General features: G+C 43.2%; 26 protein-coding genes. 12 read left to right on the forward strand and 14 right to left on the reverse strand.

Annotation, left to right across the window (positions count from 1 at the left end):
* Positions 1–72 precede the first annotated feature (72 nt).
* Complete coding sequence (locus DQQ10_RS17575) at positions 73–327, forward strand: SemiSWEET transporter (RefSeq protein ID WP_112748200.1); 255 nt, start codon at positions 73–75, stop codon at positions 325–327.
* Positions 328–353: 26 nt separating this feature from the next.
* On the opposite strand, the gene DQQ10_RS17580 is transcribed toward DQQ10_RS17575, so the two are convergent.
* Complete coding sequence (locus DQQ10_RS17580) at positions 354–1,379, reverse strand: NHL repeat-containing protein (protein ID WP_165823988.1); 1,026 nt, start codon at positions 1,377–1,379, stop codon at positions 354–356.
* A 243-nt stretch (positions 1,380–1,622) separates the two neighbouring features.
* On the opposite strand from DQQ10_RS17580, the gene DQQ10_RS17585 reads away from it, so the two are divergent.
* Positions 1,623–2,000 (forward strand): Hsp20/alpha crystallin family protein, encoded by a 378-nt coding sequence (locus DQQ10_RS17585; RefSeq protein WP_133259689.1) that lies wholly within the window; start codon positions 1,623–1,625, stop codon positions 1,998–2,000.
* A gap of 48 nt (positions 2,001–2,048) precedes the next feature.
* Here the strand turns inward: DQQ10_RS17585 and DQQ10_RS17590 are convergent, their stop codons facing one another.
* The 3 genes from DQQ10_RS17590 to DQQ10_RS17600 form a co-directional block, all read right to left on the reverse strand.
* Positions 2,049–3,305, reverse strand: a complete 1,257-nt coding sequence (locus tag DQQ10_RS17590; RefSeq protein WP_112748203.1) for a serine hydrolase domain-containing protein — start codon at positions 3,303–3,305, stop codon at positions 2,049–2,051.
* Positions 3,306–3,360: 55 nt separating this feature from the next.
* Complete coding sequence (locus DQQ10_RS17595; RefSeq protein ID WP_112748204.1) at positions 3,361–3,927, reverse strand: NUMOD4 domain-containing protein; 567 nt, start codon at positions 3,925–3,927, stop codon at positions 3,361–3,363.
* Positions 3,928–4,406: 479 nt separating this feature from the next.
* Positions 4,407–4,778, reverse strand: a complete 372-nt coding sequence (locus DQQ10_RS17600) for a hypothetical protein (protein WP_112748205.1) — start codon at positions 4,776–4,778, stop codon at positions 4,407–4,409.
* A 147-nt stretch (positions 4,779–4,925) separates the two neighbouring features.
* Here DQQ10_RS17600 and DQQ10_RS17605 point away from each other — a divergent pair, with 147 nt between their 5' ends.
* Positions 4,926–5,258, forward strand: coding sequence for a single-stranded DNA-binding protein (locus DQQ10_RS17605; RefSeq protein WP_112748279.1), 333 nt, complete (start codon positions 4,926–4,928; stop codon positions 5,256–5,258).
* A 97-nt stretch (positions 5,259–5,355) separates the two neighbouring features.
* Here the strand turns inward: DQQ10_RS17605 and DQQ10_RS17610 are convergent, their stop codons facing one another.
* Genes DQQ10_RS17610 through DQQ10_RS17620 form a run of 3 tightly spaced genes read right to left on the reverse strand, consistent with a single transcriptional unit; the run spans position 5,356 to position 7,642 of the window.
* Positions 5,356–6,444 carry a hypothetical protein gene (locus DQQ10_RS17610; protein ID WP_112748206.1) on the reverse strand — a complete coding sequence of 363 codons (1,089 nt, stop codon included), beginning with the start codon at positions 6,442–6,444 and terminating at the stop codon, positions 5,356–5,358.
* Positions 6,445–6,465: 21 nt separating this feature from the next.
* Positions 6,466–7,110 carry a hypothetical protein gene (locus DQQ10_RS17615; protein WP_112748207.1) on the reverse strand — a complete coding sequence of 215 codons (645 nt, stop codon included), beginning with the start codon at positions 7,108–7,110 and terminating at the stop codon, positions 6,466–6,468.
* On the reverse strand, positions 7,100–7,642 hold the full coding sequence (locus tag DQQ10_RS17620; RefSeq protein WP_165823990.1) for an RNA polymerase sigma factor: 543 nt from the start codon (positions 7,640–7,642) through the stop codon (positions 7,100–7,102). The genes DQQ10_RS17615 and DQQ10_RS17620 overlap by 11 nt, the downstream gene beginning before the upstream one ends.
* A 177-nt stretch (positions 7,643–7,819) precedes the next feature.
* Between DQQ10_RS17620 and DQQ10_RS17625 the strand changes: the two genes are divergently transcribed.
* The 9 genes from DQQ10_RS17625 to DQQ10_RS17665 all read left to right on the forward strand — a co-directional run bounded on the left by DQQ10_RS17625 (position 7,820) and on the right by DQQ10_RS17665 (position 17,484).
* Positions 7,820–9,814, forward strand: a complete 1,995-nt coding sequence (locus tag DQQ10_RS17625; protein ID WP_112748209.1) for a vWA domain-containing protein — start codon at positions 7,820–7,822, stop codon at positions 9,812–9,814.
* 6 nt (positions 9,815–9,820) lie between these two features.
* Positions 9,821–11,083, forward strand: coding sequence for a dihydroorotase (locus DQQ10_RS17630; protein ID WP_165823991.1), 1,263 nt, complete (start codon positions 9,821–9,823; stop codon positions 11,081–11,083).
* A complete protein-coding gene (locus DQQ10_RS17635; protein WP_112748211.1) occupies positions 11,080–11,607 on the forward strand; it encodes a DUF4199 domain-containing protein in 528 nt (175 codons plus the stop codon). Before DQQ10_RS17630 ends, DQQ10_RS17635 begins: the two co-directional genes overlap by 4 nt.
* A 5-nt stretch (positions 11,608–11,612) precedes the next feature.
* The gene (locus DQQ10_RS17640; protein ID WP_112748212.1) at positions 11,613–12,191 is read left to right on the forward strand and encodes a DUF4199 domain-containing protein; all 579 of its coding nucleotides are present in this window, start codon (positions 11,613–11,615) and stop codon (positions 12,189–12,191) included.
* A complete protein-coding gene (locus DQQ10_RS17645) occupies positions 12,192–13,202 on the forward strand; it encodes a glycosyltransferase family 2 protein (RefSeq protein WP_112748213.1) in 1,011 nt (336 codons plus the stop codon).
* A 4-nt stretch (positions 13,203–13,206) separates the two neighbouring features.
* Complete coding sequence (locus DQQ10_RS17650) at positions 13,207–14,163, forward strand: glycosyltransferase (protein WP_112748214.1); 957 nt, start codon at positions 13,207–13,209, stop codon at positions 14,161–14,163.
* A 157-nt stretch (positions 14,164–14,320) separates the two neighbouring features.
* Complete coding sequence (locus DQQ10_RS17655; RefSeq protein WP_112748215.1) at positions 14,321–15,580, forward strand: OmpA family protein; 1,260 nt, start codon at positions 14,321–14,323, stop codon at positions 15,578–15,580.
* 120 nt (positions 15,581–15,700) lie between these two features.
* Entirely contained in the window at positions 15,701–16,477 is a 777-nt protein-coding gene (locus DQQ10_RS17660) for a hypothetical protein (protein WP_112748216.1), read from the forward strand.
* 11 nt (positions 16,478–16,488) lie between these two features.
* On the forward strand, positions 16,489–17,484 hold the full coding sequence (locus tag DQQ10_RS17665) for a tetratricopeptide repeat protein (RefSeq protein WP_112748217.1): 996 nt from the start codon (positions 16,489–16,491) through the stop codon (positions 17,482–17,484).
* Positions 17,485–17,501: 17 nt separating this feature from the next.
* Here the strand turns inward: DQQ10_RS17665 and DQQ10_RS17670 are convergent, their stop codons facing one another.
* From DQQ10_RS17670 to DQQ10_RS17700, 7 genes are all read right to left on the reverse strand, one after another.
* Positions 17,502–19,871, reverse strand: a complete 2,370-nt coding sequence (locus tag DQQ10_RS17670) for a hypothetical protein (protein WP_112748218.1) — start codon at positions 19,869–19,871, stop codon at positions 17,502–17,504.
* A 12-nt stretch (positions 19,872–19,883) separates the two neighbouring features.
* The gene (locus DQQ10_RS17675) at positions 19,884–21,023 is read right to left on the reverse strand and encodes a DUF4249 domain-containing protein (protein WP_112748219.1); all 1,140 of its coding nucleotides are present in this window, start codon (positions 21,021–21,023) and stop codon (positions 19,884–19,886) included.
* 5 nt (positions 21,024–21,028) lie between these two features.
* Positions 21,029–23,791: a carboxypeptidase-like regulatory domain-containing protein gene (locus tag DQQ10_RS17680; RefSeq protein ID WP_112748220.1), complete on the reverse strand. Its 2,763-nt coding sequence runs from the start codon at positions 23,789–23,791 to the stop codon at positions 21,029–21,031.
* Positions 23,772–24,491 (reverse strand): hypothetical protein, encoded by a 720-nt coding sequence (locus DQQ10_RS17685; protein ID WP_112748221.1) that lies wholly within the window; start codon positions 24,489–24,491, stop codon positions 23,772–23,774. Before DQQ10_RS17685 ends, DQQ10_RS17680 begins: the two co-directional genes overlap by 20 nt.
* Before the next feature lie 178 nt (positions 24,492–24,669).
* Entirely contained in the window at positions 24,670–26,238 is a 1,569-nt protein-coding gene (rny, locus tag DQQ10_RS17690) for a ribonuclease Y (protein ID WP_112748222.1), read from the reverse strand.
* A gap of 70 nt (positions 26,239–26,308) precedes the next feature.
* On the reverse strand, positions 26,309–26,596 hold the full coding sequence (locus tag DQQ10_RS17695) for a cell division protein ZapA (RefSeq protein WP_112748223.1): 288 nt from the start codon (positions 26,594–26,596) through the stop codon (positions 26,309–26,311).
* Between the two features lie 18 nt (positions 26,597–26,614).
* Positions 26,615–26,911 (reverse strand): hypothetical protein, encoded by a 297-nt coding sequence (locus tag DQQ10_RS17700; RefSeq protein ID WP_112748224.1) that lies wholly within the window; start codon positions 26,909–26,911, stop codon positions 26,615–26,617.
* Positions 26,912–26,982 lie beyond the last annotated feature (71 nt).

The raw sequence follows: 26,982 nt of genomic DNA on the forward strand, positions 1-26,982 counted from the left end.
CTTGCGTGAAAAAATTACATCTACCCCACAGAACCGCAACGTTTCTTTACCTTTGTCGTGTATTCAAACACTATGAACACACAAATTTTGGGATTGGTCGCCGGCGCATGTACCACGATCGCTTTTTTACCTCAAGTCATTAAAACTTGGAAATCCCGATCTGCAAAAGATCTTTCGTTGAGCATGTTCTCAATATTCTGCCTTGGCGTCACACTATGGTTGGTGTACGGCATCATGGTTAAAGATATTCCCGTGATCGTTGCCAACATGCTTACACTCATGCTTGCATCTACTTTGTTGTATTTCAAGTTGCGCTTCAAAGAGTAACCACGTCCATTGAGTTGTCTTCGCATTTACGATTTCGGAATAGAAATCCGTCGGATGCGATTGTTCCCCAGGTCGGCGACATAAACTGCACACTTGTACACGACGATGCCTCGTATGTCGTTGAACTGTGCCGTGCCTCCTGGACCGTCTACAAATCCCGCGGTACCATTTCCAGCGAGCGTTGTTACTACTCCTTCGACCGAAATTTTTCGGATGCGATGATTTCCATTGTCAGATACGTAGACGTTTCCTTTCGCGTCGGCATCAATGGAAGATATGTTGTTGAACTGTGCCGCGGCACCAACACCGTCAGCGTATCCCGGCGTGTTGCTACCGGCAAGATCAGTAACCGTCCCTGTAGGACTTACTTTTACGACTTTCGATCCCCTCGATAAATACATGTTGTTCTTAGCATCCATCGTGATGCACGAGCCGAATGCTTCCGAATATGCCGAGGGTGTTGTAACAAATCCTGACATGGTGATTTGGCGAATGGTTGGGGAAGTTCTAATACGATCAATCGCGAACAGAAAATCTTCTGATCCATTTACCGTGAGGTCTAACAGATAGAAGAAAGAAGCACTGTCGGGTGATCCATCAACGGAAATGTAGTTGTAATAATATTCGTCGTCGCGACGCTTACCAGTCAACGTAGAACATATGCCACCTTCAATAGTTTGAATGCTGAGGTTGTCATCGTCGATCACAAAGAGTTTCCCATTGCTGTCGGCATCAAGATTTCTGATCGCCACAAAGCCAGCTCCCGGTCGCCGTGCCCAATCATAAAATAAGGTTACCGTTTTGTTTGGCGCGATCTTTCGAATGGCATTGTTACCTTTCTCTGCAACATAAACATTTCCTTTCTTGTCTGCGGCAACATCGATAGGCTGTGCAAAAGAAGCTGCAGACCCAACACCATTTGTATTGCCGGATGTTCCATTGCCTGCATAGGTAGATACGTACAGTGATTTGCGGCAACATGAAGAAATCAGGAGAAGAATCAGAAGAGAAAGAGCAAGTCGTTTGCTAACGGGTAAGCCAGTGGTTTTCATATAACGTTGTTTGATGTAAGTAATGTAGAACCGTCGCATTAAAAGTAGCGTGCTTGTTTGTCAGATCATGCAGCTAGAGGAAAAATCCCCACAGACGTTGCGTTTTATTCCGCGTGTTCGCGCTGTCGGATGAGGATAATGCACCACTTTATCATTGTTGATCACTAAAAAGGCAAGTGGTTTTGTAACGCGGCTAGTCTTGGTATGTGTATTGTTACCTTTTCAGTGGAAGGAGAACAGCGTATGAAGAAGCATAACTATTTGGATCTTGGCACAGCCGTAGATGTGCTGAACACAATAAACGGTGGCATGAGCGAACCGCAGATGATTGTGAATCACAACCACGAAGGTCGTGAGATCCGCATGAGAATACCAGGCATCAGCCGCGATTCACTACATGTTGAAATTCACAACAACAGTTTGACGATATATCATTATACAACCTTATTGTCACAAGATATGATGATCGACTTACCGCGCATCGTTTACAGTAAAGTCATTCCGTATTTTATCGACATCAATAAAATAAGCGCACATACGGAAGATGAAGATTTGATTGTGGAGTTGCCTTATAATCGATTGTCAAATGGATTTCATCGCGATTTGAAAATTCAAGAATAAAAAAAACGAGCGGGCTAGTCCGCTCGTTTTTTTTATACGTACCTGACGTTAGTCAATAATACTTTGATAGGTGAGTACTTTGAATTTCTCGCCTATGCTCCAAACTTGTGTTTGATATACGTTCGTGTAAATTAAACCAACAAGTTTTTCTTGCGGATCGGCCCAATAGTGCGTGTTAAATGCACCGCCCCAACTAAACGATCCGAGAGATAACACACTATTGCCGTCGTTAGTGTCTGTTTCAAGACCGAATCCTAGCCCGACAGGACCTGTTTCTTTTATCTTTTGATCGGTATGCATAAGCTCAACAGTTTTTCTGCTGATTAAGCGAACACCATTGTATTCGCCTTTATTTAAAAAGAGTTGAAGAAACTTGGCGTAATCCTCTACAGTCGAAGAAAGCCCCGCGCCACCGGAGAAGTACGTGCCGTTGAGCGTTGGATAGTCGGCAACTTCATTGAATGGTGATGCTGCTTTTTTGATAGCCCCTTCTGAACCATCATACAACGCAACAAGACGTGATTGTTTTTCAGTTGGCAAATAGAAGTATGTGTCCTTCATGCCCAGTGGATCGAAGATACGTTGTTTTAAAAATTTGTCGAACGATATTCCTGACAACACTTCGACCAAATAGCCAAGCACGTCATTGTTAAGTCCATAAGTCCATCGCTCACCAGGATGGTGTTTGAGTGGGAGCTTACCAAGAATTTTCATCTTGTCGCCGAGTTTCATGTTGTTACTCCCAATTCCACTGGGTACGCCTGCCTTTGCAAAAATTGCTTTGAATTCCTTGGTCCCGATTACAGCATAGTCGATCCCTGACGAGTGTGTCAGGAGTTGCCGAATGGTGATTTCACTGCGTGCGGGCTCTGTGGTGTAACTACTATCTTTCTCGTTGAAAGTTTTGAGCACAGTTGGATTTTTAAACTCAGGGATGAATTTCGAGATGGGATCATCCAAAAGGAATTTTCCTTCTTCCCACAGGATCATCACGGCGAGTGCAGTAATGGCTTTGCTTTGAGAGGCAATACGAAATATATCATCTTTTTTTAGCGGCGTATTTTTTTCAACGTTGCTAAATCCGTACGCTTTGTGATAGACGACTTTCCCATTTCGCGCAATGAATACGGCTGCGCCTGGGATGAGTTTACTTTTGATGTGTTCTTCCACCATGGCGTCAATACGTTGTAGACGCTGTGATGATAAGCCCACTTCTTCTGCCTTGTTGGCCGGTGTTAGATTTTTTGGCTGCGCAATTGCCCCGATGGAGATGAGCGCGAATAAAATAAAAAGAACGTGTCGCATGGTTTGGTATTGGTTTGATGCAGCACTCCAGAGAATGCCGCATCAAATTAACACTTTATACTTTCACGTGTGCCCAGTTCTCACCTGTTTTGATACGATGAATTTGCATGTCAGATACTTTGAACATTTTGGCGAGGGCTTTTAAAGTCGGTTGCGTTTTAGATTTGAACAACGCAATTTTTATCTTCTTTACTTTTGTAACGGTAAGTTTTGGACCCTCGTCTGGGTTAAGTCTCACGACCACATTCGGGTCATTTTTTGCGTGCTCAATTTGCTCGTCGTGTTTTACCCATTTCAAATTTGATGCTTTGTTATTGTCTTTCTGATGATCGACGTGAATAACAAAGGCATGTTTAGCCGATGATTGTTTACAAAAGTATTCGGCAACCAATCGATGGATGTAGTAGTTCTGGCGGGTGTCTTCTCTGCCGATCGTGATGCTTGGGTAACCTTGTGTTAAACGGGGCTTAAGCAAATAGCCATCATCAATTTTTTCTTTGAAGCTTACCATCCTGCCTCTGTCGGATACTGCGTAGTTTTTAGTCGTTGTTCCTTTCTTGAGTTTCAATTCTTTCCAGCGTTCGCCGGCAAGTAGTTTTACTTTGATTGCTTTGGTTGCCATAGAAGAGAGTTTTTATTGTGAGGTAGTGTTTTGGGATCTCGTTTACGTTAAAAGATAACAGGGTTAATCGAGTGTATTTGTTCTAACAATTGAACGATACTCAGTGCGTGCGTGTAGACCCAGACGTTGGTGACGTTCTGAGAACGATGTAACAGGCGTGGAAAATGGAGACACGGTTGCGTACGACTTGCATTGCGTAAGTAATACGTTGATACGTGTGTCCTGGGGTTTGAACCGCTGTATCATATGTTGGTGTCCTAAGTCTTTTTCAATTTCAACGAAAATTTGAAGGGCGTTGAGAAAGAATAAAACTGAAAGGCTTTTATCTAAGTAAATATTATTTTGGCTAACGATCAAGCGTTTAACGAAAAAGCTCTTAAAGTTTTATTCCCTTTGCATGGCTTACTAGTTCTGCGTATGGCCCTAGGGTGACCAGTTGCCCTAGCGTTGTAAAATTATTGTTCTAAGTCAACGTCATGTTAAACATGTTTCTTTTTTACAAGCACAAGAATCTCATGCGCGGCAGCGTGATAGCCCTGATCGTAGCAATAGAAATACAATGATCCGTCGCGTTGCAATTCTGTGTTTGTAAAGTAATTGAAGTTGAATCCCCTCGCACGAAGTGTGTCGACATCGATTTTGGTTTTCCCATAGGGGTTGAGTTGGTGAAGAATACGCCGGTTCTTTCGCAACGCATTGTTCACATTTCGCATGTAACTGATTTCATGACTGTCGCTGTTGATACGGTTGTGGTATCCTGTGCGACATTGATCGGAACAATACTTCTTGTCCCGTCTACCTTTAAATGCAGTCCCGCATTCAAGGCAACGTTTTTCTGTGATGAATGACATACAACGGTGTAATCGTGGAATGTTTAGAAACGATTACAAACGAATTTAATCGTTTTTTATACGATTCTCAATAAAATCATTTTGCAGATTTGGCTCATCAGCAATATCGCTGCACGTTATCCATTACTTCATCAAAATTTACCCGTTATGGCAAACCTCAGAAACAGTGTCCAACTTATTGGCCGGCTAGGAAAAGATCCTGAACTCAGAACATTCGACAGCGGAAAAAAACAAGTGCAATTCTCCATCGCAACGACCGACTCGTACAAAAACAACAAAGGTGAGAAGGTAGAGGAAACACAATGGCACAATCTTGTTGCCTGGGGAAAGCTCGCTGATATAGCAGCACAATATCTCAAGAAAGGCAATGAAGTAGCAGTAGAGGGCAAACTGATTCATCGCGCCTACGAGACAAAAGGTGAGAAAAAATACATCACCGAAGTTATCATTAACGACATGGTGATGCTTCGCGGAAAATAAACGAAGAAGCAGAAAGTTTAAGCTTAGGAATCATCAAGAATCCCTTCGCTAAACTTTCTGCATTCCTTTGTGAAACTTTGCGGTATCGTATTCTAGCTTAAAATCGATACGTTAGCTTCATACCGAAATCAAAATTTTTGAACTTCATATCGTGAAAGTAGAATTCAGGAATGATATTGAGTTTCCCGTTCCCAATATCACTCATCACAAAGAGCTTCAAGGTTTTTGGTCCCATAAATGATTCTCCGGAGGCAATCGAGCTTTTCTGATGAACTAGATATCCGGCACCAATGCCAACCCATCGTGGCCGCTCACTGCTTTTACGAAAGTTTCTACTGTAGCCGACAGATAAAAACGTTGCGTTAAATCGACCCGTTTCTCCTTGTGGCCAGAAGAATTTCGTTTCGAGTGTTGCTTCTATGCGCGAACGCATTTGGCCGAACCTGTTACTGAAATACAGCGCTGCCGCTACAGAAAGTTCAGGATAGAGATTTCCCTTATATAAGCCAACCCCAGCGCCCGGGTGTATTCCGAGGAAGTCACCAGGCGTTTTGTACTCGATGGTGTTGTAGTTGACCTGACCATTTTTTAAGATCACGCGTGCTATAATACTCTTGCGTCCAATGTAGGGCGATTGTGGATCCTTTTCGATGGCTTGTGTTACAGGAGTAAAATCTTCTTTCCCCAATCTTTCGAAAGCGACAAAGTCTTCAGCGTAGACGGTAACGCGATACCGTTCGTGGTGAATGGTCAACTTCCATGCAGGAGGAAGTACTTCGGCCACTTGTCCTTTTACGATGGTCATCGTTGTAACGGGCGGATCTTGTTTGTGTATCGTCACCTCTAATCGCTCGTGCAATGGACGACCATTGGTTCTTTCCTTCCCCGCGATAACATCGTAATGCGTGCGCACATAACGGACCTCTATCTTGTGCGGATCGAGTTGAGCTACATCGTCAGGCAAACCTTTGCGAATCAGCACCAGAAGACGCTTGAGTGAATCTGGAAATTGTGATAAAACTTGCTTGTCGACAAACAGTTCTTTCATCTCGAAAGTCGCGACCGCATTGTATTCAGGTAGTTCGATACGAATAGAATCAGGAAAGTCTCTTACGCGTATCTGTGCAGTGGCGGAAAGTATCGGCAATAGAATACCGGTCAGGCAAATTAAATGCTTGAGTTTCATACAAAAAGAGGTTAGATGTTTTTAGTTAATTCTAGCGGTTAAGGAGGTTGGTTCCGGATTGTTCAGCAAGGGAGAATCCTTGTCGTGATAGAAGAATTTGATCTTGCTGTTTTTTTTCTTCGTCATCATCATTGGTTCCGGTGTATCCTCGATAACAACACCAATGATGGGGCGGACTTTTTGCTTCGGTTCTTCTTCAATCGCTTGGGGCGCCGTGGAAGTAACAGTCGCAAGGGTGATGTCGTCTTGCATTGTTGTGAAGGTCTCGATCACAACGGAATCTTTAGACGTCGCTTCAACCGGAGCTGCAATAACTTTTTGATCAATGGGAATTTCAAGCAGCACGTTTTCCGAAGGAGGCGTCAAACTTTCAGCGCGCGTTACGGGTTGAGCTTCTTCTAGCTTCACAGCGGGTGCTATAGATTTTGAATTTTCATTCTTCGCGGTAGCAGCGGTCTCTGATTGAGATGACCATTGCCAAAACGCTCCTGACGCAACAACGAGTACGATAGCAACGGACGCGGCTGCGTAATAATAGGACGAGCGATCTTTGCGTGCAGCGCCCCCAGCAATACGTTCCCAAGTAGCTTCTTTACGCCACGCAATCGGTCGATGTTCTTCTTTCAAGATTTTTTCTTGCAACAGTCTTTCAATGTTATGTTCCATAATGATAGCCCTCCCGTGATAACATTTTCTTGAGTAGTGTCTTTGCTTTAAAGAGCTGCGACCGCGAAGTCACTTCACTGATGTTCAATTGTTCGGCGATTTCGGCGTGATCAAATCCTTCGATCGCAAACAAATTAAACACTGTGCGGTAACCCGTCGGAAGTTGTGAAATGAATTGTAAAATGTCGGTTGCATCCATCGATGAGAGCGAACTGATGTCTGGCTCATCCATGCTTTCATCGAGCGCCTCCGTCATGTTAAAATTGTGATGACTGCGCAACGTCATCAGTGCTTCGTTCACAACAATTTTTCGCAGCCAGGCTTCAAAGCTTCCGGCACGCTGATAGTTAAAACCATTTACTTTCTTAAAGGCCTTCACGAAAGCACGCATCACCACGTCTTCCGCTTCTGCCTCCATCGGGATGTATCGCAGCGACAATCGAAAAAGTCGATCGGCATAGCGACGATAAGCCGCCTCCTGTGCTTTTCCGCTGCCTTGCTGACATCCACGTACGATTTCTTTTTCTTCCAAAAGTTTGCTGGTTCTGGTTCTAAAATGCTGTAGAAGCCGGTTACGTTGCCTCGACCGGATAATTTTTTAGATGTTCTGGCGTACAATAAAAGTTTCGTACGACCGCTAAATAAAAAAATGGCGTTTTTAGCGTAAGACAAGTGTTTTTTCTAGAATCCGAAAGTGTAAATTGCTGCAATGAGTTTTTTGTATCCTTCCTTTTTGTGGGCTTTAGGTGTGTTGGCCGTTCCGATTATCATTCACCTTTTCAATTTTAGAAGAACCATGCGGGTTTACTTCTCAAATAATAGGTTTTTGAAACAGGTTAAGGAAGCGAGTACGGCCAAACGAAGACTCAAACATTATCTCATCCTTTTCTCGCGTTTACTCTTTCTCTTTTTCCTGGTTATCACATTCTGTCAACCGGTAATACCGGCGAAAGAGCAATTGGGAAGTGATCGAAGTATTGTCATTTATCTCGACAACTCTCAAAGTATGTCGGCGCAACTTGCCGATAAAACAAAAGGATTGGATGCTGCATTGGGTTTTGCAAGGTCTATCGTTCAGTTGTTTCCACCTGACACGCGCTACAAATTGATCACGAATGATTTTGCGCCTTTCTCGAACGTGTTCAAAACTAAACCTGAAATGATCGACCTACTCACACAAATACGATTGTCGTCGGTGAGCAGAACAGCGTCCGAAATTCAAGAGCGTATTCGTCAAGATGGCATACGGGCCAAAGAAATATTTTGGATATCTGATTTTCAAAAGTCGACGTTCGGAAAACTTCAAACAAATCGTGATTCATCAAGCAACATCCATCTCGTTCCAATTGCTTTTGCAGCCATTCCCAACGTGTTTGTTGATTCGGCATTTCTGGAGAATCCATTTGCGGCCGGTGGTGAAAAGAATGTATTGAAAGTTCGTGTGCGCAATGATGGTATGCGCGATGTCGATCAGCTCAACCTTAAACTTGTTATTAATAATGTACAAGCAGGAACTTCATCGGTGGATATTCCACAGCAAGGTGTAGCCGAAACGTCCTTCGACATTACTACTGGCCTATCGGGAATTAATAAAGCCAAAATTAGTTTCAACGATTTTCCGGTGAGTTTTGATAATGATTTTTACCTCGCCATGAATTTTACAGAAAAGATTCGTGTCGTAGAAATAAAAAACGCCAACACGCCAACGCCGATTGAAAAAGTGTATGGTAACACCGGCGTCTTCCAATTCACGGGCTTTTCGGCCGATAATTTTAATTACAATTTTCTGTCGCAAGCAGATCTCGTGGTGGTTAACGGATTAAACAGCATAGACCCATCGTTGGTGTCGGCGCTTCAAGGATACCTCGATAACTTTGGCAACGTGTTGGTGATCCCTGGCAACCGTCCTGATCTAGCAAGTTTTAAAAATTTGCTTCGATTGCCCAATGTAAACGTTATTGAAAATACCCAGCCGATGGATTTGGATCGACCTGATTTCGACAACCCATTTTTCGAAAATGTTTTCGAGGAACGTTCGGTATCATTAGCGATGCCAAAAGCGACGAAGAAACTCGATTGGGGTGCCGATCGATCTGCGTTGTTGCGCTTCAAAAATGATCAACCATTTCTGTCAAGTTTTTCACGAAACGGCAAATTATATGTGATGTCCGGAGCACTTGAATCTGAGTTAACGGATTTTTATAATCATGCGCTATTTGTTCCGGTCATGTATCGGTTGGCGGCGAGTGGAAAGAAAAATGAAAGCCGGTTGTACTATTCGTTGCGCGAGAGCTTTATCGGGGTACGAATGGACAGCCTTCAATCAGATGAACCGGTGCGTTTGATTGGCCAGGAGGAATTGGTGCCATCGCAGCGAAAGGTGGGGGAGAGTATTTTTATTGATCTTCCGAAGTTTTCTATTTCCAACGGGTTTTACAATCTCGTAAGCCAGGGCGACACCGTTAACTTGCTGGCTTTTAACCTCGATAAGTCGGAATCGCTTTTGGCGCAATACAGCGGCGATGAAGTGAAGAAAATGATGGGAGATGGCACAAACGTTAGTATTTTTGAAGCGACTTCCGTCGGGACTTTCAGCAACGAAATAAAGGAGCGATATTTGGGCACTCCATTGTGGAAGTACGCGCTCCTGATGGCAATTGCCTTCCTGGTCGTGGAAGTCCTTCTCATACGCTTTTTAAAATAGAGATTGATGAAAATCTTACTCCAGTCGCCTCAAATAATCGATCCAAACAGTCCTTATCATCTTAAAGAAAAAAATGTCCTCATCAACAACGGCCGCATTGTTGAAATCGGGGATAAAAACTATTCCGCTGATAAGGTGATCAAGGCGGAGGGAATGAAACTTTCAATAGGATGGTTTGACCTTGGCACTTCAATCCCAGATCCTGGTCATGAGTATAAAGAAGATTTAGATTCGGGAATGCGGGCAGCAGCAGCCGGTGGATTTACTCAAATTGCTGTTCTTCCCAATACGTCGCCAGCGATACAAACAAAAAATGAAGTAAGCTATCTCATCAAGGGTAACGACACCAACTTGGTTAAAATTCATCCGCTGGCATCGGTTACAAAAAACAATAAGGGTGAAGAACTCACCGAAATGATTGACTTGCATGAAGCAGGTGCCGTTGCATTTACCGACGGACTCAAACCGGTGTGGCATACCGATATATTCCTGAAGTCATTACAATATTTGCAAAAATTTGATGGTCTGTTGATCGATCACCCCGAAGATATTTGGTTGAATCTTTTTGGCCAGATGCATGAAGGCATCAACAGCACCATGCTCGGACTGAAGGGCATGCCGCGTATTGCCGAAGATATCGTGGTGAACAAAAACCTTGAGTTGTTGGGATATGCCGGGGGAAGACTTCACATCACGCGTCTTTCATCGGCAAAGGCAATCGATATGGTTCGATCTGGCAAAAAGAAATTAAATGTTACGTGTAGTGTCACGGCTTACCAAGCGCTGTTGGATGACAGTCTATTGGCTGACTTCGATACTAACTACAAAGTAAATCCGCCACTGCGAGAAAAGGCTGATCAAGATGCATTGATCAAAGCGTTGAAAGACGGCACGATCGATGTCATCATATCTGGCCATGTGCCGCAAGACGAAGAAAGTAAGAGCCTTGAATTTGACTTGGCAGATTTTGGGATCACGAATCTTCAAACCACTGCAGCGAACTTGGTGAGCTTATCCAAATGGGTAGACTGGGACGTGTTGCTGGAGAAAATTACAGTAGCGCCGCGTCGATTGTTAAACTTGGAGATTCCGAAAATTGACATCGATGAAAAAGCGAATCTAACCTTGCTCGATCCGGATCGTGTTTGGAAATTTGATGAAAGAAGCAATTTCTCGAAAGCAAAAAATTCCCCTTGGTTCGGTCAGGAAATCGTGGGTAAAGCTGTGGCTGTTTTCAATAATGGAAAGCATTATTTCGACGTAGCATGAAACGATCGCCCTTGGTAATGACAGGTCTGCGGGCCGGTGCTGTGGCAGGACTACTCACGTTAGCGTTAATGATCGGGTTGTTTTACATGAACCGTCATCCATTGTTGATGGCGCCATACCTCGATTTTAGAATTATCGTTTTTGGTGTGTTTATCTTTTTTGCTCAAAAGGAATTTCGGGATTACATCCAAGAAGGTGTCTTATACTTCTGGCAGGGAATGATGATTGCGTTGATATGCTTTACGGTGGCCAACATCATCAGTGCGTTGGGTATGCAGATTTTTGGCCTGCTGGAAAAAACTTTCGTCACGGTTTACGTCGAGCAGATGCGATCCTATCTTTCAACTTTTCCCGAACAGGAAGTAAAAAGAATAGGAAAGGAAGTGTTCGATAGTAATTTTAAGGCGTTGTCGTCGACTAACGTATTCGATTTGACGATCTCGTTCTTTGCAAAAGGAACGTTTATCGGTCTTTTCGTAAGCGTAATTGTGTCAATCATACTCCGAAAACAACCAAAACCCTAAACATTATGGAACAAGTCCTTGATCCGAATTCAACCAACAGCAGTAACAAATACGATGGATTGGTAGCACACGCTGCCAAGAATGGCGTCATCATGGCGGCCGTTTCTATAGCCATCACTGTTCTCCTTTATGTCGTCGACTTTACACTGTTGGCCGATTGGAAAATCGGGATCCTGTTTATGATCCTTTCTATTGGCTACGTAATCTATGCAGGTCTTCAATACAGAAAAGAGATCGGAGGTTTTCTACCGTATGGAAAAGCTTTTCAGCATGCACTCATATTTTTCGGGGTAAGCGGTCTTATTGCCCTCACGTTCAATGGTATTTTATACTCTTTCATCGATCCAGATTTGTCTAAAAACCTGGTGCGTATTACGCTTGAAAGAACTGAAGAAATGTTCAAAGGCTTCGGGATGAAAGACTACCAAATTGAAGAGAAAATAGCCGAAATGGAAGTTGATTTGCCGAAACAGTTTTCTTTATTAGGCCAATTGAAGGCGTATCTTTGGTCTTGGATATTTTATCTAATTGTTGGGGCTCTTACTTCGTTGGCTACGAAGAAAAACCCACCGGAGACTTTTTAAATGGCAGACGAAAAAATTCAAATATCGGTAGTCATACCGGCAAAGAACGAGGAAGAATCTCTTCCTGAACTCAGTCAATGGATAAGCCGTGTCATGCAAACACACGGCTTTTCCTATGAAGTTATTTTCATAGACGATGGTAGTGATGATGGCACGTGGGATCAAATCCGGAACATCAACGAGAACGATCGTCATTTTAAAGGCATTCGCTTCAATAGAAATTTCGGAAAGTCTGCCGCATTACAAACGGGCTTCAGAGCTGCAAAAGGTAAAGTTGTCATCACCATGGATGCCGACCTCCAGGATAGTCCTGATGAAATTCCTGAGCTCTACAGCATGATCACCAAAGATCGATTCCACCTGGTATCCGGATGGAAAAAGCTGCGACACGATCCGATCTCCAAAACCATCCCTTCGAAGTTTTTTAATTACATCACCAGGAAACTTTCCGGCATTAATCTTCACGATTTTAATTGCGGGTTGAAAGCATACAATTCATCGGTCGTAAAAAACATAACCGTGTATGGTGAGATGCATCGCTATATTCCACTAATCGCGAAATGGGCGGGGTTCACACGCATTACGGAAAAGGTTGTAGAGCATCGCGAACGTAAATACGGCTCTACCAAATTCGGCCTTGAACGTTTCATCAATGGCTTCCTGGATTTATTGTCGATCCTGTTCGTCAGTAAATTCAAACAAAAGCCAATGCACTTCTTTGGTATGTTTGGAACGATATCATTCTTATTCGGATTTATTTTTACAGCCAAGATTTTTTGGGACAAGATGAATTCGTTGTTCATCGCCAAAGTTCCAATGAAACGCGATATCGCGGACCAACCTTTATTCTATTTAGCATTGGTTGCCGTGGTGATCGGCGTTCAACTTTTTCTTACAGGCTTTATTGCTGAACTGTTCGCCATGCAGTCGCTCTCTAAGCGCGATTACTTAGTGATCGAGCGTGTTGGTCTTGAAGAAGATTCAGCGCGCCAATTGCAAGAAGTGAAGTAGTCTCATGAATCATCCAAAATATTCCATCGTTATTCCTGTTTATAATCGACCACAGGAGATTGAAGAGCTACTGGAAAGTCTTCGCCATCAAACGTATCGGAATTTTGAAGTCGTGGTGGTTGAAGATGGATCTTCTATTCGCTGCGACACCGTTGTTGATCGCTACCGCGACGCGTTTCCTTTGCATTATTTCTATAAACCCAATACTGGTCCAGGCCCGAGTAGAAACTTCGGCTATGCCAAAGCTAACGGTGACTACCTGGTTGTTTTTGATTCTGACTGCATCATTCCGCCAGGGTATTTTGATGCCGTGGAAAAATCAATGACAGTACATCAGTGGGATGCTTGGGGTGGCCCCGATCAAGCGCACGAAAACTTTACGCTGCTGCAAAGAGCCATGGGCTACACGATGGCAAGTTTCTTTACCACGGGTGGAATTCGTGGCGGCAAAAAACACATCGGTTGGTTTCAGCCCCGAAGTTTTAACATGGGCATTTCGAAGAAAGTGTTTCAAGAAACGCAGGGATTTAAGTTCGATCGTTTTGCCGAAGACATCGAGTTCAGTATTCGCATGCGCAAAGCGGGATTCAAGGTGGGGCTCATCACCGACGCTTTTGTATATCACAAGCGACGCACAACGTTCGCGCAGTTTTATAACCAAGTTTCAAACTTTGGAAAAGGCCGCGCATTGGTGGGCAAGTCGCATCCAGAAGAGGTGAAACCGACGCATTGGTTCCCATCCGTTTTTGTGTTAGGAACGTGTAGTTTATTAGTCTTGCCATTTATCCATACCGGATTTTCAGCAATAGCCACCACGCTTTGGTTACTATACTTTTTACTGATCGGTGTCGATGCGTTACGTGTTAGCGGAAATGTTGCCGTAGCAATGCTGTCTATTCCATCGGCATTTTTACAACTCTGGGGCTACGGCATCGGATTTTTGAAAGCGCGCTTCAGTTAGCAATCACTACGCGCAACGGCTGTGGTAACCGCAGCGGCTGTCTACACAAGCCGACATATTTTGCGATCACCGTTTTACCTCATTTCTCCATCGATTGAATAATGGGAAATTTCATTTTTTTTGATCATATTGAACCAAAATCCTGACTATTCCTTACATGAAGAATTTCCTGATTCTCTTTGTCGTGACATGTGTATGCTTGCTCAGCACGGCTACTTCGGCACAAGTTTCCAGTGAGTTGACGCCAGGTTATTATGTCGTCGTCAGCGCATACGCGAAGAGCAGGGAGAATGTCGCTCAAAACTATGTCGAAGTACTTCGCCTGAAGGGTTTGAAAGCGGCTTACGGCTTCAATTCGTCGCGTAATTTATATTTTGTATACCTAAGCTATTTTAAAGATCTGCGCTCATCGCTTCAGGAAATGAGCAGACTTAGAAAGCAAGAAGAATTTAAAGATGCCTGGGTTCGCGTTGTGCCTGGTGAGGTGTTAGGCCCTCCACCAGTGGTAGAGCAGAGCCATAATCAACCCACGGAAAAAACCACACCGTCGTCCACACAACCATCATCTACGCAGCCATCATCAACGCAACCTTCCACAACACCGAGCAATGGTAACAATGCCGCGGCTAAAGAACAGAATAGCGAAAGCGATACGATCACTGTAACGGATAACCCTCCGATTGTTCAACACGAAAAGATGACCTTGGGCAACACCGAAGTATTTTTGAGCTTGTACAACGGTCGTAACAACAGAATTGTAGAGGGCGAAGTACAAGTTATCGACACGGAACGTTCTCGCCCCATTACAAAAGTTAAAGGAAATGAATATCTCATTCTTCCAGATCCGAAAAGTAAATCAGGTCAGTTGACATTGGTATGCGAAGCGTTCGGATATCGTCGCTCTCAAGAGGAGATCAATTATCCACTTCCACTAGCAGACACGGTGAAAGAGCATATCGATCTAATGGGTACTACCATTGTCATCAACTTTGATCTCGTGCGATACCATCGTGGTGATATCGTGGTGCTTTACAATGTATATTTCTTCAACGACGCGGCATTAATGCTGCAAGAATCGAAGTATGAATTAAATAGCTTGCTTGAGTTGATGAAAGAAAATTCGAAGTATCGCATTCGCCTCCATGGTCACACCAATGGAAATTACCATGGGAAAATCATTACCATGGGCGAGGACAAAAACTTCTTTTCACTTGAGGGTTCTAAATCCGGAACAGGCTCCGCGAAAGATCTTTCGTTCCACCGCGCTGAAGTAATCAAACAATATCTCGTAGCAAATGGTATTGCTGCCGATAGAATTGAAACCAAAGCTTGGGGTGGTAAGAGACCACTATACGACAAGCGAAGCGCTAACGCACGAAAGAATGTTCGTGTAGAAGTGGAAATTATCGAAGATTAAAAACATAACGTTTGACGTCACGATCAAAAGCCCTGGTGTTCGGGGCTTTTGACGTTAGCGCGTATCACCATCTGAAATTCAATCGTATTATCATACATTCATTCTAGTCTTAACATTTTCATGAACAGAGTCCTCCGAAGTTTTTTTCTCATTATCAATTACAAAACCATCATCATTACGACGCTGTCGGTAATCTCTACCTATTTGTGTTTTCATTTTGGATTCACAGCAAAATTTCCTGACATGCTTGTCGGTGTCGCGATCGTATTTCCTGTGGTGTTCTCCATCGGGTCGGCCTACAATAGAAGAGAAACAGCGCTGCAAAGATTTTCGGATTTTAAAGGGCACGCCATCTCAATATATTTTGCCATGCGCGATTGGACTACCGACAAAGACAATACGCTTCCGCAACAGGTGAGAACGATCATGGCTGAGCTTATCATCGTTATTCGAAAGATGTTTAAAGAATCTGAAAAAGCTGAGTGGGAAAAGAACGAAGCTCAGATCTATGAATACTTCTCTCAGCTTTCGAAACTATCCATGGAGATGCGTAAGTATGGCGTGCAAGCTGGTGAGTTCTCAAGGGTGAGCCAATACGTTAGCAAGATGATCATTGCCTTTGATAACATGAAGATTATTCATGCGTATCGAACGCCAGTAACACTGCGCGCATACAGCAAAGTGTTTATCTATATATTCCCAATCATATACGGTCCGTATTTCGCTGTAAATTTCAAAGACTTCTCCGCGCATTTGGAGTATGTCATGCCGATCTTATATAGCTTTATTTTGGTTAGCTTAGATAATATTCAGGATCACCTCGAGCATCCTTTCGATGAGGTAGGTGAAGATGATATTCATATTGATGAGAACGAATTGATTAGACACATGCGGTAGTAATCAGCGCAATGATGAAGGCAGAACCTAACCATAATCAAAACGGCATTGGTGCAAAATTTTGGTTTTTGCTGGCATGGGTTATGCTATTTCTGATGGCGCTGTTGACGAACTTAGATGGGTCGTTCTTCACTATATTTCTAGCACTTGCTTGCATTTTCTTTTTCGTTGGCTTCTGGAATTCGCCGCGCGCACCGTTTCGTTCGAGTGACGATGTCCGAGCCCAAGCGCGAGCAAAGGCTGAAGAAGCACGCAGTACATATTATCAACATACCAAAACAACGTACAGTAAAACGACGTCATCGCACAGTACGACGTTACGTAAAATCGTTTGGATTGCCGGTACTTTTATTGCGTTCGTATTCCTTTCAATAACGCTGCCTATTATCTTCTCGTCATCTGAAACCTCGGCGGAGGAAGACGCGCAAACAGGAACACAGTTTTATGAAATGGCCGAGTATGATTCTGCACGCGTGTGGTACAGACGTGCACTCCGAAAAGATCCGGAAAATGTTGAAGCCGTTATTGGTTATGGAAATGCTATTTGGTATTTCGATGATGAAGATTCTGCGTTAACAATGTTCAACAAAGCTTTGGAAATAGATCCAGAAAATGAATATGCGCGCTATCGCCGTGCAGGGATGTATTCGCAAACGAGGCGATATGATCAAGCCCTGGTGGAGCTCAAAATACTGTTGGATCAAAATCCAGAATACTACAATACTATGCAGTTGATGGGTGATGTGTATTACAATCAAAATAATTTTGATGCTGCGCTACCATGGTATGAGAAAGCCTATAACAATGGTGTCCGCAATAGATGGATTTGTCATCTCATGGCATACCTTTATGATCGTAAGAATGAAATTCCGCGTGCGGTAGGGCTCTACAAAGAAGCCATCTCTTATGATAGTAGCAATGTGGACGTTTACGTTCGACTGGGAGAACTACTACCCGGTAGCGATGGTGTATTCTTTCGACAACGTGCTGCCGAATTAAATCGATAGTAAGTCAATTTGCCCCATCAGTTGTTGTAGTTCTTCACGGCGAAAATCGTTCGACTCTTACCTGGTGTTCCGTCTGTGCTTATTCCTTCAATCTCTATGATGTAATTTCCAATGAGATCACTGGTCGAGAATTTTAGTTGTTGTTTCCCATCGATCGTCGAGATCTTTGGATTCCAATACAATTGTTGACGCTGATCTGGCAATCTTGTTTCTCGATTTTTTTGAAGATCATACGTTGGTGTGTAGAACTCCCGCTGTAGTTGCAGTCCTTCGAGGTCAACCACCAGTGCGTGTTTGTTGGGAATAAAACCACCTAAGTCACCATTGTATGTTCGGAAACTCAATACGCCGGAATAGTGATTATATCCTAAATAATATCGCTGCGTCATGACGTCAAGTTGTTTCACTTTCAAAGGACTGAACGACATAATTTCATCTTCGTCAAAGAAAGGGATGCCATCGATAAGCATAAAAGGCGATTCGGAGAAGACAGTTTTTGAAGGGTGATCTACCAGCATGAAGTGAAAACCATCTCGTCTTTTCCTGACGACAACACCAACGACATATTCCCGTAGTACTTCTTCCATAACCGGAAATCGCGTAAAATCGTCTAACATATATTTTTCATCAGGTTTCCCATAGAAGGCGGTCGTATCTATTGCGGGGTGACTAAATTTTTCATGCGATGCGCGATGATAGATGTCGTTGACTTGCATGGCAACCGTTCGCTCTTCTAACGAATTCTTAATAGAAGTATTTAATTGAAAATCATCACTGTTGGAATCTATGAAATCAGTTGCATAAGGATTATCAATTTGGATGTGGTAAATGCTGTCTAACTTTGTATTGGTCTGAAGTACAACCTTTCGAGGTCCATAAAAATTTTGCATCTCAAACTGAATATTGCCGGCAGCATCGCTCCTTGAGGTATACACACGCGGTGCTTTCGATGGCGAAGCGATGTATGTTAAAATGTTTGCTACCGGCTCATTGTTTTCGTTGAAAACTTTTCCAGAAATAATCGGTGAATTGAATTCGGGAACGAATTTTTTTTCTGACTTTTTTCCATCCAGCACATCTGTCCAATTAAAGCGTCGCCAGCCATGGGTCAGCATAAGATTATCAAGGGCGGCTTCCTTGTGCGGATCGTTGGACAAATAATACTCCGGTGATTCAACAACGCCTTTCAATTCGGATGAAAGCATGAGGTAATCCAGAATAGTGGACGACGACGGTATTGAAATTGAATCTAAACGATACACCGATACGGAAAGATTTGCAGGAGAAGATGTTTCAATGTCGAGCGTGATCGGCCTTCGTGGACTGTAGTCTTGCTGATTTAACTTTGCATTGATCGTTAATTTTTCTGTTGGATGTTTATACAAAACGCGCTCGGCAGCAGGGTACATCATAGCGTCGAATAAAGTTGCCGTACAAATACCGTCAGGGAGCGATGTTTTGTGCAATTGTATACGAGCAGGTTCACCCGTACTTTCTATTGCTTTACAAAGCACGATTTTATTACGCGCATGAATAAGTAAATAACTCGGCCAGTTGGTTGAGGTTTTATTTTCGACGACGATTTCGAAATGATCTTTGTTGTCGATCACACGAAGCGCATAGCCTATGGGTTTCACCGTTGGCAGAGGATATGTAACGTAACCTTCGTTTGTTTTAATCACGGCCCGGTAAACTGTACCAGCTTCGGCGGCAAAAGAAAAATTTCCTATGCCGAACTTCAGCGGAGAGAATTGCGCGAGCGTATCGTTTTTGTCATTCAACAAGAATCCGTTTGAAGCAACTCCTTTACCATCGGGCGAAGAGAGTTTAAATCCGACTTTGTTAGTGACGCCAGCAATAATATTTCCGCCTTCTGGAAAAAACGCTGCTATTATTTTTTTGTCCACGCTAACACCTTTCTTTCGCTCCAAAGATGTAAAGGGATTAATAATCGTTAACTGTTTATGAAAGTAAAAAGACGGAGGTTGATTTCGCATCCAGTTAGTATAGGCTCGGATCTGATAGTTGCCTGCGTTGATTAATGGAGATAGGTAAAAGGAACCACTGCCAAGGCCGTTGTTAAGTGCAATTTTAGCTTGGGCTACAGCAACATTATTTTTATCCAGAATTTCAACGTAAGCAACTTTGCTTAGTTGAGTGCCCTTGTGAAAACTGCCATCAACGGCATACACACTAAACCAAACAGTTTCTCCTACTAGAAGAGCAGATTGATTTATATGAACATATATTTTTTCGATGTAGTCAGTTCGGCGAAAGCGATCGAATTTTACGACGAGTGAATCAGTTTGAAGTGATTGCCCGAACGTCAATGACACGGTAAGCAATACCGTGAGTAATATGAGGCTATGCTTTAAAAAAAATCTCATGCTACGCTTAGATTATTCCCAGAAAGTCGGTTTAGTTATTATCCCCCTATCAACGCGACAATCTGCGCAACTGCGTGTTGTATAGGTGTAACCGAGTACAACAGGGCCTTCCCTTAACTCTGATGTAATGTAATAGCTTCGGTCAAGTAAAGGAAGATCCTTTTTCATCACAGTGTCTTGTTCGCACGGTGAGAAACGAGGCACGCGCAAGTTTTCAGGCAGGTCACTATGTTTGATGAATAATCTTTTTTCTTTGATTTGCCCGCCACCGAAATAGCCAAGTACCGGCTCCTTGTCACCATTGATACTGTGGATATTTCCAACAACTTTACCGGGTTGTGGATCGAACAAACCTCCTAATTGCTCAGTCGTTTGTTGAAGGTTTAACCAGAAATCATATGCTTCGCGACTTAATACAGTTTGTCTCACCAAGATGGAATATTTTTTTGAGAGCTTGACGTCGCCTTTGGGAATGAAATGAACAGCTTTTTGTTGAATGATGTCGTCTTCAAGACGGAAAGAACTTCCAATCGCGATGTTCGTCGAGCCTAATGTTCGCCAGCACGTAAAAACTTGTTCGTCAACTGGGCGTGGCACCACCGTTGTATCAACAATTATAAACGGTGACAAGAGCGGTGCTGTGTACTCGTATGTTTCGTCGAAAGTCCATTGATAGTATCTGCTTTTTCCGGAGTTATCATGCGTATTAACATGAACCGTAACGCCATCGTCTGAGGCTCTCCACGTCACACTGTCGATTTCAGGAGATGGCGTCGGGGTGATAAAATCTGAGAGGTATTCTTTGTCAGCCGTTTTAATGCGAATACGATATTGTTTCCCCTGATCGATCGTTAATCCATCAATACGAAAAAGTCCAACGGTTGTCGTTGTTCCAAGCGGCAAAATATTATTGTCCGAATCTTCCAAATGCACTGTGGCAGCAACTACCGCCGGAGGTGCATCTGGACTTGATAAGTTTATGGCCTTTGAAAGTGTCACATTCACCGTACCGTTATCGATGTCGAGAAAACCATCGACGACAAGTATATCGATATTTTGGTTTGACTCTGGCGTAGCATAGGGATCTACGCAACTCGTAAATGCTAGCGAGAGCGCTACGATAATAATAATATAGTAATTCCGAAGTGTCATGATACTCAGAATTTAAAGTTGTAAGTAATGGTTGGAATTGGACGTGCGAAGATCGACATCTTATAGCCATTGATCTTGCTGCTCTCGGATTGAAAATACACAGAGTATGCGTTTGCCCGGCCGAATAAATTATACACGGCAAACGTCCACGAGCTGTGTGCGAGTTTTTTAATGCGATGATTCCCTTCAATATTGATGGCAATGTCAGTTCTGATGTAATCTGGAATTCGGTGCGCGTTGCGATCAGAATAGTATAAACGAGGTATGCCATCAATAACATATTTCGCGATCGGTACAGTAATTGGTCGACCCGTACTATAGGTAAAGTTCAGTGAAAAATTGAAGCGCCTGCTAAACTTATAGTTACCGACAAAGTTTGCAGCATGCGGTTTGTCGTAACTCGCGGCATACCATTTGCCCTCATTGATCGTCTCCGTAGCGTGCTCACTTCGCATCTGCAACAATGTGCGACTGTAGGTGTAGCTAATCCATCCGTTGAGTTTGCCTTTTTGTTTTTTGATCAAAAATTCTACACCGTATGCTTTGCCTTTCCCTTGAATAACTTCCGTTTCAAGATGCGTATTGAGAAGTAGTTCTGCGCCGTCTTTGAAGTCGATTGCATTTTCTGTCGTCTTATAATACGCTTCGACTGAGGTTTCGATTAAACCGTTTTTAAAATTCTTATAAATCCCAGCAGAGAACTGATCACCAATTTGTGGCTTAATGTGTGTGTCACTTAGCTTCCAGATATCTGTTGGTGAAATAGCAGTAGTATTCGATAACATTTGAATGTATTGGCGCATTCGGTTATAACTGAGTTTGACAGATGCTTCTTTCGAAAGGACATATCGCAATGAAAATCTTGGCTCAGCACCAGCATATGTCTTAATAGATTTAGAACGATAGCTGATTGTGTCTTGGATGGTAGACTCTTGAAGGGGAACGCCCTCTGCATACGTGAACACATCGCGCGGCCCACGGTTTTGGAAAAGAGAAAATCGGACACCACCATACAACGCAATTTTGGGCGTGAGCTCATAATTATCGCCAACGTAAATCGCGTTCTCTAAACCTCGTTCACGCTGCATTACTTGCGCAACTACTTTCGACTCAATACCATAGCGATCATAATTTCCCGGTGTTAAATTGTAGTTCGTAACACTAATTCCACCAGTTACAGCATGTTTGGCATTTGGGAAATAACTGAAATCGGCTTTACCGGTCCATTGGCGAATTGAAAAGTCCAATTTATATCCTTCGGTTGGAATGCTTTTGGTATAAAGCGAGTATGTGTATTGGCTGGTGCTTGCTGTTGCAACGCCATACAGCTTACTGTTAAAAATGTGTTTCCACTTGAGTGACGCGTTCTTATCAGAATACTCATACGTCGTGTCGTTGTTGAGCTTAAATTTATCTTTGCTCATGTACCCAGAAAGATACAGTTGGTTGTCGTCGTCGATCTTGTGGTTGATACTTCCATTGAAATCATAGAATGAACCAGCGCTGTTCTTGATTTCTTTGTCTTTAAGTTGCCGCAGTATCCAATTGGAGTATGTTGATCGCGCTCCGAAAAGAAATGAAGTCTTTTCTTTCCACAACGGACCTTCAATAGTAAAACGCCCGGTAATCGGACTGATACCACCTGAACCTTCTATTTTTTTGAGATTACCTTCACGTGTGTGTACGTCAAGCACGGAAGAAAGTCTTCCGCCATAATCAGCAGAGATCCCACTCTTATACAATTCAACATTCTTCAACACGTCGGGATTGAACGTAGAGAAGAATCCAAAAAGATGCGACGGGTTGTACACCACAGCATCGTTATAAAGTATAAGATTCTGATTCGTTGCGCCGCCACGAACGTTTAATCCTACGGTTCCTTCACCAACAGTTTGAACCCCTGGTAACGTGAGCACTACTTTCATAATGTCTGTTTCTCCTAAGGCGAGTGGAATCTGTTTCATTGTTTTGATGTCGAGTTTGTCCATACCCATTTGCATGCCTGTAACGTTCACATCACGGTCTGACTCAACAACAACTTCTTTCAAGGGCGTTACATCTTCATCGATCTCGATGTTAAGCTTCCCGTTATTGTATACCATTACTTGACGCCGGGTACTCTTCATGCCGACGCTTTTAATTTGAATCTCGTGACGGCCTTTGGGGAGCGTAAGGGAGTAGTACCCAAATTGATTGGTAACTGCACCGATGAGCGGCTTTTCAAGAAATACCGACGCACCGATCACGGGCTCGCCGGATGCCGCGTCGGTGATTACACCGGAAAGTGTAGCGTTACCAACTAAATTTTCAGAACGTGGACCGATACTGTATAATTTTTCTTCCGCTTGCTTTTGCTGTTTCTCTTTTCGTTCTAATTCGGAGTAGTCGAATGCCGGTGTTGCTGATTTTGTTTTCGATGGTTCAAAGTAATCATCGGCTAGGCTTGTCATGATCTCGCGTTCCTTCGTGATGTAAATTCCGGTTTTATAAATCGCGAAGTGCAGGTCGGTAGTAGACAGGATCTTTTCAAGAATGTGTGTTATCTCTTCATTATCGGCAGTTACCGTCACTTTAATACTGTCGGTGGTAGCAGGATCAAAGTAGAAGCGATATTCAGTTTGATCTTCTATCGATTTAATAAGCTCCGAAAAGCTTGCTCCATTGAAGCTTCCGCTAATACGCGTCCGTTGCTGGCCTTTAACAGTGACGGCAGTCGTAAGTAAACAGACTAAGAGGGGTAGTATAATTTTAATGCTGAATCGTGTCATAGAACGTCGCAAGCTTTACAATGCTTAGCTGTTTGTTTTTTTTGAACTTCAATTTCTCTTGTCTCATGAATTGTTTGAGATCGGCTTTCTTGTCACTTAGTACGTTAAAAATATCTCCTTTTGTTTTGATTATGTGGAAGGCTCCGTTCTTAACAAGGTAATACCGAGTTTTTATTTCATAATCAATGCTTAACGATCCACTTTCGATATGCTCTTGCTTGTTTTTTTCGAATCGCACATACACCGGTGTTGGCCCAGCATAGACGAGTCCATAAAACCCTGGCGTCGGTGCTGGTGCTGATAAATTTTTAAATGTGATATCGTATATATGAAAGGCTGAAACTTTTTCTTTAATCAACTTCACTGAAGCACCGGTGGAAGGCATTTCAACAACAACGTCGTCGGTAAAGATGTCGTAAAGTACGCCAACGCCCTCGAAGCGCTCACCGTCATAATGCACCCACCCTGATGTCCACTCATTTGATTGGTATTGTGGAAATTGATTGACGCTTGTTGTGTTAGGTTCAATATAAGCTACACCGTTGAATAGATGTGATTGACGTGATTTAGATTTGATCAGCACTTTTCGTGCACTTGCTGCTGCGTCATTGATAAACGTGGTGTCAGCCAAGATTTCTTGTGCGGTGACTTGCGTAATGGCAAACATCATCCACAATTGTAAAAGGACTTTTTTCATCATAACGGATGTTGAGGACGTACTAAAATAGTCTTTAAAGAAGTACCGAACTAACCGGTAACATAAAAATGACACGCGTTCGTGAGGTCGGAGTAATAATGTCGATGAAAGGGGGAAGCAAAAAAATAAGCCTCACGTTGAGATGAGGCTTATTCGTCGATCAAAAAACTGAGATCGTCTATTATTTGGCGTAAGCAACGCTGCGCATTTCACGAATGACAGTCACCTTCACTTGTCCAGGATACTGCATATCGCGCTCGATTTTTTGCGAAATATCAAAGCTTAATTGACTAGCTCTTTCGTCGGAAGCTTTTTCAGCGTCAACAATCACACGCAATTCGCGGCCGGCCTGAATCGCATAACACTTCTCAACGCCGTCGAAGCTAAGTCCGAGCTCTTCCAATTCTTTGAGACGCTTAATGTATTGTTCCATCACCTCGCGACGTGCGCCAGGACGTGCACCGCTTATCGCATCACATGCTTGAACGATAGGAGAGATGATGTTATTCATTTCAATCTCGTCGTGGTGAGCGCCGATGGCGTTGCATACAATTGGATGCTCTTTGTACTTCTGAGCCAACTCCATCCCAACAATCGCATGTGGTTTTTCAAGTTCCTCAGGCCATACTTTTCCGATGTCGTGAAGAAGACCTGCGCGCTTAGCTTGTTTTACATTCATGCCAAGTTCACTTGCCATAATAGCGCAGAGATTGGCAACTTCGCGTGAGTGTTGCAATAAGTTTTGCCCGTAAGATGAACGGAAGCGCATGCGCCCTACCATCTTCACAAGCTCAGGATGTAGACCGTGAATACCGAGATCGATTACTGTGCGTTCACCGATTTCAACAATTTCGTCTTCAATGTTTTTGGTCGTTTTGGCAACGATCTCTTCGATACGCGCAGGGTGAATGCGACCATCTTGCACCAAACGATGAAGAGAAAGTCGTGCAATTTCTCGTCTTACTGGATCGAACCCAGAGATAATGATGGCTTCGGGCGTATCATCTACGATGATTTCGACACCCGTTGCCGCTTCGAGGGCACGGATATTTCTTCCTTCTCGACCTATGACTTTACCTTTGATATCGTCGCTCTCGATGTTGAAGATAGACACGCAGTTTTCAATTGCATGTTCTGTTGCCGTACGCTGAATTGTTTCGACGACAATCTTCTTCGCTTCTTTTGTAGCCGACAACTTGGCTTGCTCCATGATATCTTTGATGTAGCTGGAAGCTTTTGTCTGAGCTTCGTCCTTCAAAGAGGCAATGAGTTGCTCACGTGCCTCGTCGGCGGTAAGCTTCGAGATATTTTCAAGAACCTGAATCTTCTGTTGGTTGAATTTATCGAGTTCTTCTTTGCGTTTTTTTACGTGCTCAAGTTGAGCCGCCATGTCGGTCTTCAGATCATCAAGCTCACCTTCTTTACGTTTGATGGTTTCAAGCTCTTTGCTCAGCGTTTGCTCGCGTTGTTTGATCTTTTGTTCGTTAGAAATAATTTGATTCTTCTTGCGGTTAGCCTCTTCTTCAAATTCTGAGCGCATTTTGAGGATCTTCTCTTTGGCTTCAAGGATTCGATCCTTCTTGAGGTTCTCAGCTGCAATTTCGGCTTCTTTCAGGATCAACTTCGACTTGTCTTCAGCGTCTTCCTGTTTCTTAGTCATCTTGCGCTTAAACAGGAGGTTGCCAATCAAAACAGCCAGCACAATGGTAACCAGAGCACTCACTGCGATAACGATAGCAATATCTGCCATAAAAAATTTAGGGTTTATGAATTAACCCCGGATATGCCGCCTTGGCACAGAAAATAAGGAGTGAGGAAGATTAGAGGATAGACTGTGATACGAGGTGATTGAGTTGATTTACTTTTTCAAACACAGTTTGGTCAATGACCTGATGTGTTTCTTCGGCTGCCATTTTATCGACTAAACAGTCGAAAGCGACCATGGCTAGTAAATCTTGTTTGTCTTCAATACCAAATTGCTCACGATAAGATTTCAGCTTTTCATTGATGAGTCTGCCGGCCATTCGAACCCGCTCCTCGTCAGAACGCTTCACCTTCATGGGGTATTCCCGGTCGGCAATTTTGATTTTTATAGAAAGATCCTCCATCAAATATCTTACGGTTGCTTATCTGCTTAAGTGAGCGATGCACTTGTCAATCTCACGAATGTATTCGTCCACTTTCTTCTTCAACTCCAGAACACTTCCGTCTTCCGGGTTTATATTATCCACAATTTTAGTGATTTTCAATTGATTATGAAAGCCATGGATTTGCTCGTCACGGGCCTTGATAGCCGACTTCAGCGCCTGATTTTCTGTCTTCAATCCCTTGATCTCTTCCTTCAAGGTTTTGTGCTCGTTAACGAGTACCAGAATTTTGCGCTCCAACCCACCAAGGTTAGATTTTAAAAGTTCCTGATCCATGCAAGTGTCGTTTTCGCTCCCGTACGTAGTGGTTGTCCCGGCCGCGGTTATCTAATTTATCCAACCGATTT

The organism is Pseudochryseolinea flava, from assembly GCF_003286915.1.
In the GTDB taxonomy this organism is placed as follows: Bacteria; Bacteroidota; Bacteroidia; order Cytophagales; family Cyclobacteriaceae; genus Ohtaekwangia; species Ohtaekwangia flava.

Coding starts and splice junctions, on each gene's coding strand:
- DQQ10_RS17650 (WP_112748214.1), top strand. CDS start 13,207: ATGAATCATCCAAAATATTCCATCGTTATTCCTGTTTATAATCGACCA.
- DQQ10_RS17575 (WP_112748200.1), top strand. CDS start 73: ATGAACACACAAATTTTGGGATTGGTCGCCGGCGCATGTACCACGATC.
- DQQ10_RS17605 (WP_112748279.1), top strand. CDS start 4,926: ATGGCAAACCTCAGAAACAGTGTCCAACTTATTGGCCGGCTAGGAAAA.
- DQQ10_RS17685 (WP_112748221.1), bottom strand. CDS start 24,491: ATGATGAAAAAAGTCCTTTTACAATTGTGGATGATGTTTGCCATTACG.
- DQQ10_RS17625 (WP_112748209.1), top strand. CDS start 7,820: ATGAGTTTTTTGTATCCTTCCTTTTTGTGGGCTTTAGGTGTGTTGGCC.
- DQQ10_RS17680 (WP_112748220.1), bottom strand. CDS start 23,791: ATGACACGATTCAGCATTAAAATTATACTACCCCTCTTAGTCTGTTTA.
- DQQ10_RS17635 (WP_112748211.1), top strand. CDS start 11,080: ATGAAACGATCGCCCTTGGTAATGACAGGTCTGCGGGCCGGTGCTGTG.
- DQQ10_RS17610 (WP_112748206.1), bottom strand. CDS start 6,444: ATGAAACTCAAGCATTTAATTTGCCTGACCGGTATTCTATTGCCGATA.
- rny (WP_112748222.1), bottom strand. CDS start 26,238: ATGGCAGATATTGCTATCGTTATCGCAGTGAGTGCTCTGGTTACCATT.
- DQQ10_RS17590 (WP_112748203.1), bottom strand. CDS start 3,305: ATGCGACACGTTCTTTTTATTTTATTCGCGCTCATCTCCATCGGGGCA.
- DQQ10_RS17615 (WP_112748207.1), bottom strand. CDS start 7,110: ATGGAACATAACATTGAAAGACTGTTGCAAGAAAAAATCTTGAAAGAA.
- DQQ10_RS17640 (WP_112748212.1), top strand. CDS start 11,613: ATGGAACAAGTCCTTGATCCGAATTCAACCAACAGCAGTAACAAATAC.
- DQQ10_RS17655 (WP_112748215.1), top strand. CDS start 14,321: ATGAAGAATTTCCTGATTCTCTTTGTCGTGACATGTGTATGCTTGCTC.
- DQQ10_RS17660 (WP_112748216.1), top strand. CDS start 15,701: ATGAACAGAGTCCTCCGAAGTTTTTTTCTCATTATCAATTACAAAACC.
- DQQ10_RS17695 (WP_112748223.1), bottom strand. CDS start 26,596: ATGGAGGATCTTTCTATAAAAATCAAAATTGCCGACCGGGAATACCCC.
- DQQ10_RS17675 (WP_112748219.1), bottom strand. CDS start 21,023: ATGACACTTCGGAATTACTATATTATTATTATCGTAGCGCTCTCGCTA.
- DQQ10_RS17665 (WP_112748217.1), top strand. CDS start 16,489: ATGATGAAGGCAGAACCTAACCATAATCAAAACGGCATTGGTGCAAAA.
- DQQ10_RS17670 (WP_112748218.1), bottom strand. CDS start 19,871: ATGAGATTTTTTTTAAAGCATAGCCTCATATTACTCACGGTATTGCTT.
- DQQ10_RS17600 (WP_112748205.1), bottom strand. CDS start 4,778: ATGTCATTCATCACAGAAAAACGTTGCCTTGAATGCGGGACTGCATTT.
- DQQ10_RS17595 (WP_112748204.1), bottom strand. CDS start 3,927: ATGGCAACCAAAGCAATCAAAGTAAAACTACTTGCCGGCGAACGCTGG.
- DQQ10_RS17585 (WP_133259689.1), top strand. CDS start 1,623: ATGAAGAAGCATAACTATTTGGATCTTGGCACAGCCGTAGATGTGCTG.
- DQQ10_RS17630 (WP_165823991.1), top strand. CDS start 9,821: ATGAAAATCTTACTCCAGTCGCCTCAAATAATCGATCCAAACAGTCCT.
- DQQ10_RS17700 (WP_112748224.1), bottom strand. CDS start 26,911: ATGGATCAGGAACTTTTAAAATCTAACCTTGGTGGGTTGGAGCGCAAA.
- DQQ10_RS17580 (WP_165823988.1), bottom strand. CDS start 1,379: ATGAAAACCACTGGCTTACCCGTTAGCAAACGACTTGCTCTTTCTCTT.
- DQQ10_RS17645 (WP_112748213.1), top strand. CDS start 12,192: ATGGCAGACGAAAAAATTCAAATATCGGTAGTCATACCGGCAAAGAAC.